Source organism: Nocardia niigatensis NBRC 100131, from assembly GCF_000308655.1.
GTDB lineage: Bacteria > Actinomycetota > Actinomycetes > Mycobacteriales > Mycobacteriaceae > Nocardia > Nocardia niigatensis.
In genome coordinates this window covers 15,569-33,395 of the sequence record NZ_BAGC01000111.1, presented here as the reverse complement: position 1 = coordinate 33,395, position 17,827 = coordinate 15,569, and the positions used below count along the sequence as shown (strand labels likewise).

Annotated in this window: 10 protein-coding genes; 6 read left to right on the top strand and 4 right to left on the bottom strand. The window is 65.0% G+C overall.

The features are described from left to right. Positions 1 to 148: 148 nt before the first annotated feature. From pglY to ON33_RS34205, 6 genes are all read left to right on the top strand, one after another. Entirely contained in the window at positions 149 to 4,075 is a 3,927-nt protein-coding gene (gene pglY / locus ON33_RS34230; protein ID WP_040863307.1) for a BREX-2 system ATPase PglY, read from the top strand. Then, positions 4,072 to 6,921 carry a BREX-2 system phosphatase PglZ gene (gene pglZ, locus ON33_RS34225; RefSeq protein ID WP_040863306.1) on the top strand — a complete coding sequence of 950 codons (2,850 nt, stop codon included), beginning with the start codon at positions 4,072 to 4,074 and terminating at the stop codon, positions 6,919 to 6,921. Before pglY ends, pglZ begins: the two co-directional genes overlap by 4 nt. Before the next feature lie 67 nt (positions 6,922 to 6,988). Continuing rightward, a complete protein-coding gene (gene brxD / locus ON33_RS34220) occupies positions 6,989 to 8,296 on the top strand; it encodes a BREX system ATP-binding protein BrxD (protein ID WP_218001558.1) in 1,308 nt (435 codons plus the stop codon). Next, complete coding sequence (locus tag ON33_RS34215; RefSeq protein ID WP_040863304.1) at positions 8,293 to 10,476, top strand: DEAD/DEAH box helicase; 2,184 nt, start codon at positions 8,293 to 8,295, stop codon at positions 10,474 to 10,476. The genes brxD and ON33_RS34215 overlap by 4 nt, the downstream gene beginning before the upstream one ends. Before the next feature lie 222 nt (positions 10,477 to 10,698). Further along, entirely contained in the window at positions 10,699 to 12,510 is a 1,812-nt protein-coding gene (locus ON33_RS34210; protein ID WP_040863303.1) for a GmrSD restriction endonuclease domain-containing protein, read from the top strand. Between the two features lie 5 nt (positions 12,511 to 12,515). Then, entirely contained in the window at positions 12,516 to 13,586 is a 1,071-nt protein-coding gene (locus tag ON33_RS34205) for a CBS domain-containing protein (RefSeq protein ID WP_051153329.1), read from the top strand. On the opposite strand, the gene ON33_RS34200 is transcribed toward ON33_RS34205, so the two are convergent. The 4 genes from ON33_RS34200 to ON33_RS44570 form a co-directional block, all read right to left on the bottom strand. Continuing rightward, positions 13,583 to 15,487: a DUF2075 domain-containing protein gene (locus ON33_RS34200; RefSeq protein WP_040863302.1), complete on the bottom strand. Its 1,905-nt coding sequence runs from the start codon at positions 15,485 to 15,487 to the stop codon at positions 13,583 to 13,585. The two genes, ON33_RS34205 and ON33_RS34200, sit on opposite strands and share 4 nt — an antisense overlap. Before the next feature lie 918 nt (positions 15,488 to 16,405). After that, positions 16,406 to 16,669, bottom strand: a complete 264-nt coding sequence (locus tag ON33_RS44575) for a DUF6959 family protein (RefSeq protein ID WP_373281082.1) — start codon at positions 16,667 to 16,669, stop codon at positions 16,406 to 16,408. Between the two features lie 287 nt (positions 16,670 to 16,956). Beyond that, a complete protein-coding gene (locus ON33_RS42020; RefSeq protein WP_157184877.1) occupies positions 16,957 to 17,361 on the bottom strand; it encodes a hypothetical protein in 405 nt (134 codons plus the stop codon). A gap of 42 nt (positions 17,362 to 17,403) precedes the next feature. Continuing rightward, positions 17,404 to 17,769 carry a barstar family protein gene (locus tag ON33_RS44570; RefSeq protein WP_169336873.1) on the bottom strand — a complete coding sequence of 122 codons (366 nt, stop codon included), beginning with the start codon at positions 17,767 to 17,769 and terminating at the stop codon, positions 17,404 to 17,406. Positions 17,770 to 17,827: the final 58 nt, after the last annotated feature.

The following is a 17,827-nucleotide window of genomic DNA, read 5'->3' as shown; positions in this document are numbered from 1 at the left end:
GGCGGCACGGCCGCGGGCAACCGCACCTCCCAACTCCTCCGGAGCACGGGCAGCCTGTCCGACCCGCACGATAAGGTTGCGACGACCGGACGGCCCAGCCGTCACACGCTCACAGCTCAGCGCCGGGACCGGCGGGAGGGGACAGGTGATGGATCAGCGTCCGCTGCTGCGGGACCTCATCGACATCAAAGAGCACATCTCCGGATCGGACTATGTGCTCAGCCTCGCCGACGCGGTGACCGATGCCGGTGCGGCGAGGGCGGTCGAGGACTACGTGCTCACCGAGCGCCTGGTCGGCAACTTCGATGAGGCGTTGTCGCTGATCAAATCGGCGTTGGAGGGCAATACCTCCAAGCCCGCCTTCCTGCACGGTTCCTTCGGTGCTGGTAAATCGCACTTCATGGCGGTGCTGTACGCGCTGCTGTCGGGCAGTCCGGCGGCTCGGGCGCGCACCGAGTTCGACACGTTGCTCACCAAGCACGACTGGCTGCTGCAGGGCGACAAGAAGTTCCTGATGGTGCCGTATCACATGATCGACGCCAAGGCCATGGAGCAGCGCGTGCTCGGCGGCTATGTCGACTTCGTGCTGAAGAAGCACCCGGAAGCCCAGACCCCGGCGGTCTACCGGACCGACGCCCTGTTCACCGATCTGCGGCAGCTGCGCACCACCATGGGCGAGGGCGCTTTCCTCGCCGCGCTCAACCGCGACTACGCCGCCGACGAGGACGACGAGTGGGGCGAGTCGGCGCTGTTCTGGACCAGCGAGCGCATCGACACCGCGCTTTCGGCCTCCGAAGCCCAGGACCCCACCGGGCTCAACCACGTCAACCCGACCACGCCGCAGGAGCTGCGCGCGAAACTGGTGCACGACGCCGCCACCACACTGCTGCCCGGTTTCACCCAGCGCGCGGCGGAAGACGAGAGCGGATTCATCTCCCTCGACGCCGGGCTCAGTGTCATTGCCGCCCATGCCAAATCGCTCGGCTACGACGGCATCGTGCTGTTCCTCGACGAGCTGATCCTGTGGTTGGCCAGCCTCATCCATGACGAGAAGCGGGTGGCGCGTGAGGCCAGCAAGATCACCAACTTCCGTGAGGGCGGCGACGCCCGGCGCGCCATCCCGATCGTCTCGTTCATCGCCCGCCAGCGCGACCTGCGTGAGCTGGTCGGCGAGGAGCTCGCCGGCGCCGCGGAGTCCGCGATCCAGGACGCGCTCAACCACGCCTCGGGCCGGTTCGAACTGATCACTCTCGAGGACCGCAACCTGCCGCAGATCGCGCACGCCCGCCTGCTGAAGCCGAAGGATGCCGCAGCCGAGGCCCAGATCGCCGCGGCGTTCGAGAAGACCAAAAAGCTCAGCCCGAAGATCTGGGACACGCTCCTGGGCTCCGATGAGAGCACCACCGGCGCGGACGAGGCGTCCTTCCGGCTCAGCTACCCGTTCTCCCCCGCCTTCCTCGATACCCTGGTCCACATCTCGTCTGCCCTGCAGCGTTCGCGCACCGGTTTGAAACTCATGGGGCAGCTGCTCGCCGACCATCGCGACGATCTGCGTCTGGGCGATCTGGTCCCGCTGGGCGATCTGTACGAGCAGCTCACCAAGGGCGACGATCGGCCGTTCGTCTCCGAGAAGAAGGTGCTGTTCCAGTCCGCCGACAAGCTCTACCGGACGCGGCTGCGGCCGTATCTGCTCAGCACCAACGACGTCACCGAAGACGACGTCAACGCCTACCTGCATCATCCCGAGAGCTTGACCGACACCAAGCTGGCCGCGAACTGCAAGACGTTCGTCGGCCAGAACCGTCTGGCCTGCACCGTGCTGCTGGCTACGCTCGCCCCGAGCGTTCCGGCCCTGCGGGACTTGACCATTCGTCGGCTCAACGCCCTCAACCACGGGTCGATCATCTCCATGATCCCCGGCCGGGAAGAGGGCCCCATCAAGAGCATGGTCGAGGACTGGGCCTCGCGCTTTCCCGAGTTCAAGCTCACCGGCACCGACGTCAATCCCGGTGTGCGCCTCGAAATCTCCGGTGTCGATGTGGAGGGCGTGCTGGCCAACGCCCAGGTCAACGACAATCCCGCCAACCGCGCGGCCCTGGCCCGCGATCTACTCGCCGAAGCCTTCGGCCTCGATCGCACCGACGGCCGCTTCGATGCCGATGAACTGCGTTTCGTCTGGCGCGGCTCCAACCGGACCGTCGAAGTGGTGTTCGGCAATGTCTCCGACGAGGAGAACTTCCCCACCCACGATCTGCAGCCCGCGATCGACGGCCGCTGGCGCATGGTCATCGACCTGCCCTACGACGAGGGCAATTACACCTCCGTGGACGATGCCGACCGCATCCGCCGGCTGCGGGAACAACAGGGCGACAACCAGTCCCGCACGCTGGCCTGGTTGCCCACCCACCTGACCAAGCCGCGCAAGGACGACTTCCGCCGTCTGCTCGTCGTCACCAAGGCGCTGGCCGACGACTACCGTTTCGAATCCCAGTACGCCCAGCACCTCAACCCGGACAATCGCGCGACCGCCCGGCAGCTGCTGCAATCGCAACGCGAGACGCTGCGCAATCAAGTGCTGGGTGCGTTCAAGCAGGCCTATGGCCTGGCTGAGCGCAAGTCCACCGACGTGACCACCGACCTGGATCAGCCTCTGCACCCGCTGCAGGACGTCGAGGGGCTCGCGGTGCCCGTAGGCGCGTCCTGGGAGCAAGCGATCCGGGATGTCGCGGGCAAACTGCTGGCCCACCAGTTCCCCGAGCACCCGAACCTGGACCCTGACCAGACCGGCACCGCGGTGAAGCTCGCCGATGCCAAAATCGTGCTCACGCACGTGCGTTCGGCCTCGGAAGGACGGGACAGCCGCGTCGAAGTGCCAAAGAATGACCGCCCGACCATGCGGCGGGTGGCGCAATCGCTGGGCCTGGGCGAGCAGAAGGAAGCCTATTTCGAGCTGAACCGACGATGGGCCGACCACTTCCGCAAGACCGCGCAGAACCGCGGCGAAACCGGCGACCTGTCGGTGATCGCGTTGAAGGATTGGACCGACCTGCCGCAGGAACGCGGACTCGAACCGCACATCGCGAACCTCGTCATCGCGTCCTTCGCTGAAATGGACGACCGGGTCTGGGTGCGCGGCGGCGTGCCCATGGACACCCCCGAGCTGAACCGCATCCAGCCCGGCGACGCGCTGCGCAGCCAGCCGCTGCCCGCGGAAGCGGACTGGGACACGGCCCGTGAGCGGTTCCAGACCATCTTCGGCGAGAAAGCCCCGGCCCTGCGCCGAGGCCGGCTCGTGCAGCAGTTCTCCCGCCAGATCGGCACTGCGGCCAAGTCTTTCGGGGATTCCGCCGCCCGCCTGGTCGAGCAGCTCGAAAAGCACGCCGAGTTCCTCGGGCTCGACGACACCGAACCGACCGGACGCCTGGCCATCGCCCGGCGCGCTGCCGACCTGATGACCGCGCTGACGGCCAGTGGCGGCGGAGCTTCCGCCGCCAAGAAGACCGTCGAGGCCCTGGCCCGCTTCGACCTTGGCGAAGTCAGCCCGGACCGCTACGCCACCTCGATCAAGTCGGCTGACAAGATCATCTCCGCACTCACCCACGCCGCCTGGGCGAACCTGAACCAGGCCAAGTACCTCGGTGCCGAGGGCGCGCGACTGCTGGACTCGCTGCGGACGGTGGCGCAATCGGATCAGCGCAGCGCCGACCTGGTGGAGGCGCTGCGACGCACCGATGCGGAGGTCACCAAGCTGCTGACGCGCAAGCTGAAGGAGCAGGCGGCGCAGGGGCGGGGAGGTACCGAAACGATTGCGCCACAACCATCTCCGACCAAGACCGCGACCGGAAACGGGAATCCCGTCCGCGTCGATGACATCGATCTCACCACGGACACGAGCCACCCGACCGTCGATCCGAACCGGCAATCCAGCGGCATGACGAGGCGAGCCACCACCCGCTCCGGCATACGCCGGACCATGGCAGTGACAGCTGTAGCCGACTTCCAAGCCGAACTGGCCGAACTAGCCCAGCTGGAGCCGTCAGCCAAGATCGAATTCACGTGGAAGGTCGTGGAATGACGCAGACGTCCGTGCCGACGGCGCTGCGCCTGTCGAGATCGACGGTCACCACCTACCTTTCCGCGTACAAGAAGATCGCCGAACTCACCGCACCCGGCCCCCCGCACGTCATGCTGTTGCGCGGCGAACCCGCGTGGGAGGGCGATCCGATGCTCGCCCTCGGCGATGGCCGCCGCGCCCGGGTAGTCGCGGCGCCCTCGCCCTTGGCGGTGCACGAGGCGGTGCTCAAGCATGTCTCGCAGCTCGAACCGGATCCCGCCTTGCTGGTGGTAATCACCGACACCGAGGAACACGACCTCGACCCGGCGATCCTCGCCCGCACCCACCGCAACCACGTGCACGCCGTCGACCGCTGGGACATCGTCCGGGAAACCTTCGGCGCGAAGGAGATCGACGCTCGCCTGCGCCGCGAGGGCTGGGCGTGCGAGGCACTGCTCGACGCCGCCGGCACGCGGCGGTGGACGACGACGTTCGGTGGCTCGGTGCCACGGGCCGCCGCACTGACCGCTCTCGCGGCCCGCCGCCTCCAGCTCGACCATTTCGGTGACCGGATCACGCCCACCGTGCTGCTGGACTGGTCGCAGCGCCCCGGCGGCCCGCGATTACTGCTCGATCTGCGCGCCCCCGAGCGCGCCGGACTCGGCGATTTCCTCAGCGAAGAGGAACAGTGCGGGCCTGTCGCGCGAATTCTGCTGGCGCTCATCGACAATGGTCACGGTTCCGAAGCCGTCGCCTATGGGCTGCTGTGCGCGGCCCTGTGGCAGCACGCCGCGCCGAGCAATGAGGTGTTCCAGGTGCGCGGACGCGTGGAGCGCTGGCTCGGCGACTCGATTGCCGCCGGCCAGAACAATCTCGACCTCCTACTCACCGACTTCGGCAGCGCCTGCGAAGACCACGTGCGCACGCTGCTGACGAAAGCCCGTGACGCCGACTCCGAGACCGGCGAACTCGACGAGCACGCCCGCCAAGCCCGCAAGAGCGCCGACACCGTTGTGGCGCAGGCAGAAACGCTCATGCGCCAGTTCGGCGCGCAACATGCCGCGGCCGCGAGCCCGATGTTGGGCGCCGGACTGTCCGCACGTTTCCACGCCGCCGGGCAGGCGCTCGGCCGGGCACTCGGCACCGCCACCCCGACCCGAGCGCAGCTCGCGGAGATCGACGAAGCAGTCACCTCGCTGCGCGACCATGAACTGCGCCCCGACCACACCGTGCGCTACCGCCGTGTCCGGATGGCACAACGGCTCATCCGGTGGCTGCACAGCGCCCCCGACCCCACCGCCGAAACCGTGGCCGCCGCACTGGATCGCCAGATGCGCGACACCGCCTGGGTCGACCGGGCTGCGGACTACCTCGAGGCGGGCGGTGACGACGATCCCGCACTGCGCACCGCCTACCAGAGCATCGGCGCCCGAGTCCGCGAACTACGCCGCGAATTCGATCGCGAATTCGCGAAAACCCTTGCGGTGTGGACCGAATCCGGCACCACGCCAGGCGCGATGATCACCGTCGAGACCTTCCTCGACCGTGTCGCCCGCCCGGTCGCCGCCTCGCACCGGCTCATGCTGATCGTCGTCGACGGTCTCAGCGCGGCCATCGCCACTGAACTGGCCGGCCAATTGCGCGGCAGCTTCGCCGAATATGACCCGCTGCCAGGTTCGGACGGACCACGCCGACGCACCATGGCGGCCGCGCTGCCGAGCCTCACCGCGGTCTCGCGCACCTCGCTGTTCGCGGGCACCCTCATGAAGGGCGACCAGAAGGACGAGGAGCGGCTCTTCCCTCAGCACCGGTTCCGCGGCGGCAAATCCGCCAAGATCTTCCACAAGAACGATCTGCGCGGCGAGACCGGCGACCGGTTCGGCGCGGATCTGCACGCAGCCCTCAACAACCCGGACTGCCATATCGCGGTCGTGCTCAACACTGTCGACGACCGGCTGTCCAAGGAACAGAAGCTCGGCGACCCGGAGTGGCAGCTGCGGGAGATCGGCGACCTGAGGGCGCTGCTCACCGTCGCTACCGGACTGGGCATGGCCGTGCTGATCACCAGCGACCACGGCCATGTCATCGACCGGCACGGCGAGAAGATCACCGCGCCCAGCTACGCCTCGGCCCGGCACCGTGTTCCGGTCGGCGAGCACGATCGCCTCGCCGACACCGAGATCACGCTGCACGGACCGCGCGTAGTCTGGCCCGAACCAGGGTCGTCCGTTGTCGCTCTGTGGGACAACGACTCTCGCTATACCGACCAGAAGGCCGGCTACCACGGTGGCGCGGCGCTCGCGGAGATCACCATCCCGATCCTGGCCTTCATGCCCTTCGGCACCACCGAACCGCCCAAGGGATGGCACGAACTGGGCGACGAGCGCCCGACCTGGTGGAAGGATGAAACGGACGAGCTTCCGGTTCCGGTGCCCACTCCACCGGCTGAGCGGTCCAAACGGACTACCAGGAAGGCGACCGAAGCGCTGACGAGCCAGATGTCACTGGACATTCCGGTTCCGGACGAACTCGCCATCGAAACGACGCCGTCCCCGGCGTCCCCGGCCGACACACTGATCACGCGCCTGTTCGCTTGCGAGACCTTCGCGGCCCAGCTCGAGCAGCTCGGACGCAAGCCCCCGATCACCAAGCTGGAGAAGGCCATTCGCGCGTTGCTGGATGGCCCGCAGTCGACCACGGCCATCGCCCAGCGGGTGGGCGACCCGGCCTCGCGCGCCCGCGGCTTCGCCGCCACCCTGGGCCAACTGCTCAATGTCGACGGCGCGCAGGTACTGGAAACCATGGCCGACGGCCGGACACTGCGCCTGCACGTCATTCTGCTGCGCGACCAATTCCAGCTGCGATGAGGGGACAGTCGGACAGGGATCGGCGAATACTCCGCGCTGAAATGGGAGACTGACGCGCGTGAGTAACGTGCAGCCCGTATCCGTGAGCGCGGCCCGCCGCCGTGCCGTCCTCGACGCGCTGCGCCGCGGCGCGGTCCCCGACAGCGGCCTGGACCTGCTCGCCACCGGCCTCGACCGATTCGAAACCGCGATCGCCGCCGAACTCGACGCCGTCGCCTCCGGCGGCGCGGTCTTCAAAGCGGTACGCGGTGAATACGGTTCGGGTAAGACCTTCTTCGCGCGCTGGCTCGGCGAACGCGCCAAACGACACAACTTCGCCGTCGCCGAGGTGCAGATCTCCGAGACCGAGACGCCGCTGCACAAACTGGAGACGGTCTATCGGCGGCTCACCGAACGGCTGACGACCTCCAGCTTCCCGCCCAGCGCACTGCGACCGGTCGTGGACGCCTGGTTCTACGCGCTGGAAGAGGACGCCCTCGCCGACGGTGTCTCCGACGACGAGCTGTCCGCCGCGGTGGACGAGCTCATGACCGCCCGGCTCGCCGAAGTATCGCGGCACGCACCGGCTTTCGCGACCGCCCTGCGCGGCTACCGCAATGCCGAACTCCGAGGCGACGAGGCCACCGCGGCCGCGGTGCTGGCATGGCTCGGCGGGCAACCGAATGTCGCCGCCTCCGCGCGCCGGGCCGCCGGCGTGCGGGGCGACCTCGACCATTTCGGCGCGTTGGGCTTCCTGCAGGGCCTGCTGACGGTACTGCGCGACAGCGGCCATCGTGGGCTGCTGGTTGTCTTGGACGAGGTGGAGACCCTGCAACGAGTGCGCTCCGACGCGCGAGACAAGGCTCTGAACGCCCTGCGCCAGCTCATCGACGAGGTGTACTCCGGCCGTTTCCCGGGGCTGTATCTGCTGATCACCGGAACACCGGCGTTCTTCGATGGACAGCAGGGAGTGCAGCGTCTCGCGCCGCTCGCACAGCGCTTGGCGACGGACTTCACCACCGACCCGCGCTTCGACAATCCGCGTGCGGTCCAGCTGCGACTGCCCGGATTCACGCTAGATTCGCTTATCGCACTGGGGATCACGATCCGCGACCTGTTCGCGTCCGGCAGCGACGACGCGGCGCGGATCATCTCGGTGGCCGACGACGCCTACATCGCCGACCTCGCCCGCGCGGTCAGCGGCTCGCTCGGCGGCAAAGTCGGCGTCGCGCCGCGGCTCTTCCTCAAAAAGCTCGTCGGCGACGTGCTCGACCGCATCGACCAGTTCCCCGACTTCGATCCCCGCGAGCACTACCGGCTCACTGTGAGCACCACCGAATTGACCGACACCGAGCGCAATCTCGTCAGCGCCGACGACATCGAGCTCGATCTGTGAGCACTCCGGCGCAGGCCTCGGCGAACCCGATCGACCAGCTCGACCCGGTCGTGGTGCACCACATCGTCAACACGCTGGGATGGCCGGACCTGCGTCCCCTCCAGAAGGCCGCCATCGAGCCGCTACTGCGCGGCGATGACGCGGTGCTGCTCGCGCCCACCGCCGGAGGCAAGACGGAAGCAGCGTGCTTCCCTCTGCTGTCCGCAATGACCCGCGACGACTGGCGCGGTGTGTCGGTGCTGTACCTGTGCCCGCTGAAAGCACTGCTGAACAATCTGGTGACGCGCGTCGACGGTTACGCGCAATGGCTCGGCCGGCGGGCAGCGCTCTGGCACGGCGACACCGGCGAATCTCAGCGCAACCGTATTCGCCGCGAACCGCCCGACATTCTGCTCACCACGCCGGAATCGTTGGAAGCCATGCTGATCGGCATCAAAACCGATCACGATGATTTGCTCGGCAAGGTCCGCACCATCGTCGTGGACGAGGTTCACGCGTTCGCCGGAGACGACCGGGGCTGGCATCTGCTCGCGGTGTTGGAGCGGCTGCAGCGGGTCACCGGGCGGCCGATCCAGCGCGTGGGATTGTCCGCGACCGTGGGCAATCCACGCGAGTTGCTCACCTGGCTGCAGGGATCAGGCGTGGAGTCACGGCGCGGCACCGTGGTCGCGCCCGACCTGCCAATCACGACTACCAATGCCTTGAGTCCTGCTGATGCGCAGTTGTTCTCGCTCGACAAGCCGAAAACACCGCCACCGCCGGGCGAGGTCGAACTCGACTACGTTGGCTCACTCGAGAATGCCGCGAAAGTCATCGCCGCACTGCATCGCGGCGAGAAACGCCTGGTCTTCTGCGATTCCCGACGCCAGGTCGAGCAACTCGGCGCGGCCCTGCGCGAACGCGAGATCACTGTGTTCCTTTCCCACGCCTCCCTGTCCGCCGACGAACGGGCCCGCGCCGAACAAGCCTTCGCCGAGGCCCGAGACTGCGTCATCGTCTCCACCTCCACCCTCGAACTCGGCATCGACGTCGGCGATCTGGACCGCGTGATCCAAATCGACTCGCCATCCACAGTCGCGTCGTTCCTGCAGCGCATCGGCCGCACCGGACGGCGGGCGGGCAGCATCCGCAACTGCCTGTTCCTCGCCACCAGCGAGGACGCGTTCCTGCAAGCCGCCGGACTGCTGCTGCTGTGGAGTCGTGGATGGGTCGAACCCGTCACCGCTCCCCCAGAACCTCGGCACCTCGTGGCCCAGCAGCTGCTCGCGGTGACCCTGCAGCACGGCACGCTCGGCGACCGGACCTGGCCACAAGAGTGGAACGGCCTGCACCCCTTCGACCGCTCGGCCCAACCGATCCTGCGGCACATGCTCGACGCCGGCTTTCTCGACGACGACCAGAATCTGCTGTTCATCGGACCCGAAGCCGAAAAACGCTTCGGTCGAAGGAATTTCCTCGACCTCACCGCTTCCTTCACCGCACCACCACAATTCACCGTACTCGCCGGACGCGCGGAAATCGGTCAAACCGATCCCTCCGTCCTCACCGACGACCGACCGGGCCCACGCCTGCTACTCCTCGCTGGACGCAGCTGGCGCGTCACCTACATCGACTGGAAACGCCGCCGAGCATTCGTCGAACCCGCCGACAGCGGCGGCGTCGCCAAATGGTCCAGCGTCGGCGTACGCGGCCTGTCTTACCAGCTCACCCGCGCCATGCGCGCGGTAGCCCTGGGTGCCGACCCCGGCGCGACCCTCACCCGCCGCGCCCACGCCGAACTGGCCCGCCAACGCGCCGAACGCGCCACCACGCTCACCCCCGACGCCACCATCATCACCCGTGATGACACCGGAGCCCGCTGGTGGACCTGGGCCGGCTACCGCGCCAACGCCACCCTGGCCGCCACTCTGTCAGCCCTAGCCGACCCCCACCAACGCCCCAATGACCTGACCATCCGCCTGCGCCCCGACATAACGCCCGAAATCTGGCAGGCCGCAACGGCATCCACTCCGCCCGACACCCTAACCCTGCCCGGCGTAGACCCCCGCGCCGCCGCCGGGCTCAAATTCTCCACCCTCCTCCCAGACCACCTCGCCGCCGCCACCATCGCCGCCCGCCTAGCCGATCTTCCCGCCGCCCGGCACGTCCTCACCGAACGCCGCCGCTGGCTGACACCCTGAACACCATTCGTTTGGTTGAAGTACGTGCAGGATGACGTCATGGTCGTGAAAACCTCCCACGATCACGCCGCAGCTCCACCGCCCCGAGAGACACCAGATCGCGGTAGTTCGGACCACAGATCCGGCTTCATGGACCGCACGAATCGTGACCGAGTAGCCATGCGAGACCCATTGTGGTAGTTGGTATTAACTCACAACGTACGGTTCGCCAGGGGAGGCAATGTGGCGCTCGACAATCCGCGGCTAAAAGATGTGCTCGTGCAAGTGGGGACCGGCGCCATCCAACTACCCGACTTCCAACGCGACTGGAAGTGGGACGATCAGCGGATCCGAGAACTGGTCGCCACCGTCACACTGGACTATCCGCTCGGCGTCGTCATGACCCTGGAGACCGGCGGGAAATCCTGGTTCCGCGCGAAGCCGCTCACCGGCGTGACAAGCGCATCCCAGACCGAACCCAGCCTCCTCCTGCTCGACGGACAACAGCGACTGACCTCACTGTTCCAGGCACTGCAAGCCGACAACCCGGTACTCACCTACGACTCGCGCGGCGACGAATTCCGTTGCTGGTACTACATCGACATGGAGAAGGCGGTCAACGCACCGGCGGATCGCGACGACGCCATCATCTCCGTACCGGAGCCGAAAGCCAACGAGATCAAGGTGATTCGCGGGAGGTTCCCGCACCGCTTCGATATCGACCTCAGCGACATCGAAGCGGAGTGCAGGGCCAAGCACTTTCCGCTGAATATCGTCTTCGAAACCCAGCGAGTCCACGAATGGCAACAGCGCTTCGTCGAACTCGACCGAGACAACTGGCCGCTGTGGTCCGACTTCGAGCGAAAGGTCCTCGAAAATATCCGCGGCTTCCTCGTCCCCATGATCAAACTTCCGGCCGCGACCACCCGCGACGCGGTGTGCTCGGTCTTCGAACGTGTCAACACCGGAGGCGTGGCGCTCAACGTCTTCGAGCTGCTCACCGCCACCTACGCCGGTGACCGCGACTACGAGCGCGAACACGGCACGTACTACCACCTGCCGGCCGAATGGCGCCGGATCAAGAAGGATCTCGCCGACCTATACCCGGTATTCGGCCTCCCCGACTTCGCCGACGACGGCCTCACCAGCACGGACTTCCTGCAGGCCGTGACTCTCGCCTACACATGGGAACGCAAACAGCAGCGTCTCGCCGCGAGCGTCTCCTGCAAACGCCCCGACCTGCTGACACTGCCGTTGCAGGACTTCATCCGGCTCGCACCCGACCTGCAGGAGGCATTCGCCTGGGTCGGCGAATTCCTCACCCGGCAAGGCATCGGACGAGCCCGCGACCTGCCCTATCGAACCCAGATCCTGCCATTGGCCGCGGCACGAACGATCCTCGGCAAAAAGGCTGACGACCCGGCTGTCATCGACAGAATCACCCGCTGGTACTGGTGCGGTGTCCTTGGTGAGATGTACAGCGGCTCAACGGAAAGCCGACTCACCCGCGACCTCGAACAACTTGTCGAGTGGGCCGAGCCCGGTGGATCCCAACCCGACACCGTGACCGAAGCGGTCTTCGTGAGCGAGCGCCTGGACAGCCTCACCACCCGGAACAGCGCTGCCTACAAAGGAATCTACGCACTGCTCGTCAAACAGGGCATCATCGACTGGTACTACACCCAAGCGCCATTGCGCCCCGACGACTTCGACCAGTATGCGGTCGACATCCAGCAAATCTTCCCGAAGACCTGGTGTGAACGGAATCGGATCGACAAAAAGATGGCCAGTTCGATCGTCAACAAGACGTTGCTCTCCCAACGGGCGAGCCGCAGCGTCGTGTCCGCACCCAACAGCTATCTTCCCGTCCTGGCCAGCGAAACCGGAACACGTGCGGAATGGTTCGACGATATCGTCGCAACCCATTTTGTCGATCCTCGATTCCTGCACTCCGCCGACTTCCATGCCTTCTATGCCGACCGCTCACGGCAGCTGCTCGACCTCGTCGTTTCCGCCATGGGCAAGGGAACCGTGTTTCGTGGACCGGCCGAGTAGTGACAATGCAACGCACGCCCAGTAGCGAAGAAATCCTGAAGCTGAAGCACACAGGCATCATCCTGCCGGACTTGCTGCGCTTCTTCGGATACCTCAATCGCAGCCCCGAATCCATTCTGACAATCGAAGCCGCACTGCGCGCCGAAAACCTCACCACCTCACCGGCGTTCGCGACCTGCCCGCAGTGGCAGAAGCTATCTGTCGTCGAAATCGACACCTCGACGAGCGAAGCGCCGCACGAAGCGGAAGCGACCGACGACACGGATTCCACGGCTGAAGGCAGCCCGTTCCCACAACGGCCCTTCATGATCCGCGACATCAGAACCGCCACTGATGGATTGATCAGCGTCACTTCCGGCAGCAGTCTGCGACAGGCCATCACGTTGATGGAAGCGCACGACTACTCCCAACTACCGATCATCGACGGCGGTGTCGACCTCAAAGGCGTCATCACCTGGCGATCCCTCGCCGCCGCGCACATCCACAATGGGGCCTACCCCACAGTGGCCGAGGCATGCGACACTGCACCGGTAGTCGCCGACCCCGATCACGAGGTATTCACTCACCTGGCGAGCATCTGCCACAGCGGATACATCCTCGTCCGTCGCAGTACGGGACAATTCTGCGGAATCATCACCCTCGCGGACATCGCAGCCCGCTTCGGCGAAACCGCACGACCGTTCTTCGTCGTCGGCGCAATCGAAGCTCGCCTACGGGCCCATCTCGCATGCCTCGGCAGGGAAGCGATCAGCACCGTTCAGCCGTCGAAGAAGGCCACCGGCGAGATCTCCGACCTGCAATTCGGCCAATACCTTCGGCTACTGCAGAACAAGAAGATGCACAAAGACGCCAGCCCTCTCGGCGACGAGAACTGGGATCGGCTGGGCTGGCATGTCGACCGCGCCATCTTCCTGGGGCTACTGGACCGAGTCCGAGAAATACGCAACTCGGTCGCGCATTTCCACACCAAACCCTTGACCACGCATGATCTGAGTGATCTCGAACAGTTCGCCACGCTACTCAGAGGCCTGAAGACAAAGGCGGTGCCACCGGATCCCAACCCGGAAATTCCCTAGCGAGCCATCCGCTCGAGAAACTCCTGCGTCTCCGGATCGGTCGAATAGACGCAGGCGCCCTGCATCCCCCGGGTGAGCAGCACCTTGTACGTATTGCGGATCAGCGCGCTGAAATTCATCGACTCGGTGCGACGCAGCGCCGGATCATGCGAGAACTTCGGCTGCGCCACCCAGCGATCACCACGCCAGACGAAGTCATCGCCGAAAATAATGCCGGCCCAGTCGTATTCGAATCCCTGCGCCGTGTAGACACAGCCGACCTGACCGAACCCACGCTCGTCGGAAGCCCAATAGAAAGAATCCGGGACGCCCGGAACTCGCTTGTCCGGCTTGGCATTCCACGGTCGACTCCAGTCTCCGATGCGAACATCGTCCACCAGCCGCTTACCGCCCGCATCGTGGACGGGGTCGCTCCACGGCCAGCAGTAGCCGGCCGCCATCCGGGCAGTGCCGCCGTGCGTCTCGTGCTGCGTCTGCAGCCACGCCTCCAGACCCATCGGAGAAGCAGCACTGGTGACACCGAAATCGTCGTCGATGCCGGCCGTCAGTTGGCTCCAACTGATCGGCGGCTCCACCGCCGATCCCGGCGTGCTCAGACCGAGCAGCCGCCGAACCCACGTATCGAACGCATCCGAACCGCCACAACGGAATTGGCCATCCAGCCGGACGATCTCGAGCTCACAGTCGGCAGCCGTCACCGCCGCCTGGATCTCGCGCAGCGAACCCATCTCGCCCGGGCGCACGATCTGATGCTCGTCGAGAAGGAATACCGGCACCCACGCGGCGTCGATGAGCTCGCTGATCTGCCGGCGTGATCGCTCACGCAACGCCGCCCGGGTATAGCGGTTCACGCTGGTCTCCCGGATCCGATGCGCCTCATCGCAGATCAGCACATCCAACTCCCGTGGCTGCGAATCCATGTAGGAGTTGAAGAACTTGAACACCGTCCGCACTCGCGGATTCCGGCTCGCCGCAACCTTCCGCATGGTGTTGGTGAACGCGCTCGAGCCGGTGGCGTGATGGACCCTGCGACCGCGCCGCGCCAGCTCGCCGAGCAGGCTCAACGCGATCACGCTCTTGCCCGACCCCGGACCACCCAGCACGACCACCGCGGTCTGCCGCCGCGCGATCCGCGCCCGCTCCGCCGCCTGCAGCACCAGTTCGTAGGCCACGCGCTGCTCGTCCAGCAGCACATACTGCTCGCGCTCCTGAACCTCGCGAGCAGCCAAGTCCAGCAACGGCTTCGACGGCGCGTGCTCGAAGCAGAGGAATTCGTCAGCGGCCGAACGCGCCGCATCCCGGCCGCCATCCGTGCGCAGCAGCGAACGCAGCAGGCGGATCATGTCGCCCTTGTTGTCCATGGTGAACAAGCGGCCGAAATCATCCGCCTTGGATAGTTTCAGAGACTGAACGTCAGCCGTGCGCGCATTGTGCAGATATGCGAGACCGTGCAACAGCCCCGGCCGGTCCGCCAAGGCCGGCGTCGAATCGGTCAGATACTGGCAATAGGCGCGCACTTGCTCGACCGGATGCAGGGTCGGCTCCGAATACGCCGCGATCGAGACAAGCTCCTCAGCAACCGCTTCCGCCTTCGACCACTGCTTCAATTCGACAATAACGAAGCTGGGTGCACCGGAACGTGGGTGTACACCACACAGCACCACATCCACCCGCTTTGGGCTGTGCGGCAGCTTGTGCTCCAGCAAGACCTCGACATCGCCGAGACCGGCGTCTACCAGATCCGCCAAAAACACCGGCAGACTGTGCATCCAGGATTTCACCTCGCCTGTACCGATCCGCTGCTCCCACTGATGCAACGCCTGATCGGACAACTGCTGCGCCAGCCGACCCGCAGTCGCCTCACCCAACAAAAACTCGGCACCCTGCCGAACCAGAGCCACTTGTCATCCCCACCTGAAGGCACGCGAAATCGACGTGCGGGTGGGGGCAGCGACGAAGCGTCACTTCGGTGCCCGGCGGGCCGCGAGAATCACCATAGCCGAACAGATGTCGACTCAGCCGAACCCGCGCTCTCCGAATGGTTCTTCCTTCCACGCGCCAACCGACGCAGCTGATCACTGTCGACCTCGTCGAGCAAGGTGCGCAGGAGCCCGTCTGCAAATCCGGCACAAATGGTCAGCACCCGCGCGCCAGTTGCCCTCAGTGCACCCCCAATGGCCGCTGCTATCACCGTTGGGCGGCTCTCGGTTTCGGCCACCTGCCCGGTGCGGATCAGTTCGGCAAGATCAGCGGTGAGGGTTGCCCTGATATCGGGGCCGACCCGGGTCCAGCTGAGGACAGACGCGGTTTCGCGCAGAAGCTCCTCGGGGCCACCCGCTCGTCCATCGCCTCGGGGTTCGCTTCGAGCGCGCGGCAGTCCAGGCGCTGGAACTCATGCGGCGCAGCCCTTTCCCCATGTCCTGCTCGGCGAACAACGCCTCGAACAACCGCCGGCAAGCTCGGCAGTCCTGCGCAACGTCCACAACAGCCCACCGACCTCGAGCTGCTCCGGGGCTAACACGATCAACGCTTCCGTCAGCGCCTCGGCATGCGACGCCCGCAGCTTCGCGTTCTCACTAGACCGGCGGCCCGGTCGTTGCGCCTCCAAGCCCTCCCCGCCACCAGCGGCGAACCTGTTGCGCCAGTCACGAATACCCCTCCGACACCCCGAGCGCCCGCTAGGCCTGCGCGGCCGGGGGCCACCGTTCCCCTCAACTGCATCCGCAACGCCTCCTGCCCCCGGAAAGCCTGCGCATGTCCAACCGCGGTTCGTCACCTCGAAACAACAAGAACCGCAACCGATCCGTTCCATGTCAATATCAATAAGGCATCCTCAGACCCCTTTTCTCCATCATCTCTTGGTATGAGAGATCCATCCCTGCAACCGTCTCCAAAGCCTCCCTGACAGCGAACAGAGCATCAGCCACGCTTCCGCGAGCAAGCTCCGATTCCGCCTTCTCCAAAACCTCTCGCAGGATACGAAGGCTATCGCCCTGAATTGTCAACCCAGGAAATTTTCGACCTTCCCATTTGATCAATGAATAGTTTCCCAATGTGTCCAGTATCCGAGCCTTGTCCTCCACGATTACTTTCTCTCAATTCAGTTTTCGAGAATCGCCACAAAATCCGGCGATTCGGGTTTGTAACGTCACATGATATTCGGGGGGTCTTGCGGTGGACCCATATCGTCCTACCCGGCATATACCCCGAGCCTTTCAACCTCACCCACCAGATACAAGGTCTTCCTGGCATCGCGAAACAGCGTCGATCTGAAATCTCCGACCGTCATATAAGCCACCATCATTGCGATCGATAAGTCGACCACGGCGCACTGGATCGTTGTCGTGAGGTACGATAAATACCAAGCGATTCATGATCGCAGTCGCGCAAATTTTTGCGGGAGTTCTCCAGCACTCCAAAGTTTGTCGAGCGTTTCAAAGAATCGATCGAAGCCCTGTTCCATTTCACGCCGATCGGCCGGCGAAAGCGATCCGAGTGGGTCCGAGAATGCCAGCTCACCGAGATCTGGACCGGTCCACCCTTTGAATCGTCGGCAAACTGCACACCACGTGTAAGTGATGCGCGTTGTCCGATGCGCCGCGACGTTCCGGTAAACATACGTGCGAACAGCCCGGTTCCCGCAGGCCGGGCAGGTTCGTTCTGTCGGATCCTCAATGAATCGGGAACCCGCAAGCAGCTCTTCCACCTGATTGGAGTCGTATTCCCTCATGCCACGAACCTCGACATCATTTGCTTCTCCATTTCTGGAATTCACCAAGCATACGTTAACCAAACTCCTCCGCTGACGCGTTGTTCGTTACCGTGGAGTCAAGAGAAGCAACAACTCATCCGCCTCGTACCGTTGCGACAGAAAGACTGTGTTAAATGGCACCGAGCGACCATCGCGTTCGCGACGCACGCCGAGGGCGTTGGACCAGTAGCGACCGGCATCATTGAGTATTCTCAAAAACGCACTCGCGTCAAGTCGATCTTCGAAGAGTACACGCTCTGCATTATGTATTACAGTGAGGTAGCCTCTCGCTGGCAGATTCTCGAGGGATGTCAAGCATTCCTCAAATGCTGGCCAGTTTCCGCCGAAGTAGGTCGGAAACTCAAACTCTCGATAATACTGCTCAAAGACGCCATCTACGTCACCCATCTCAGACCCGTCCAGCGATAACACGCGCAGACCAGAAAGGTCGGGGGGTTATACCAGCAAGGTTCTCTACATGCTCGCTTCC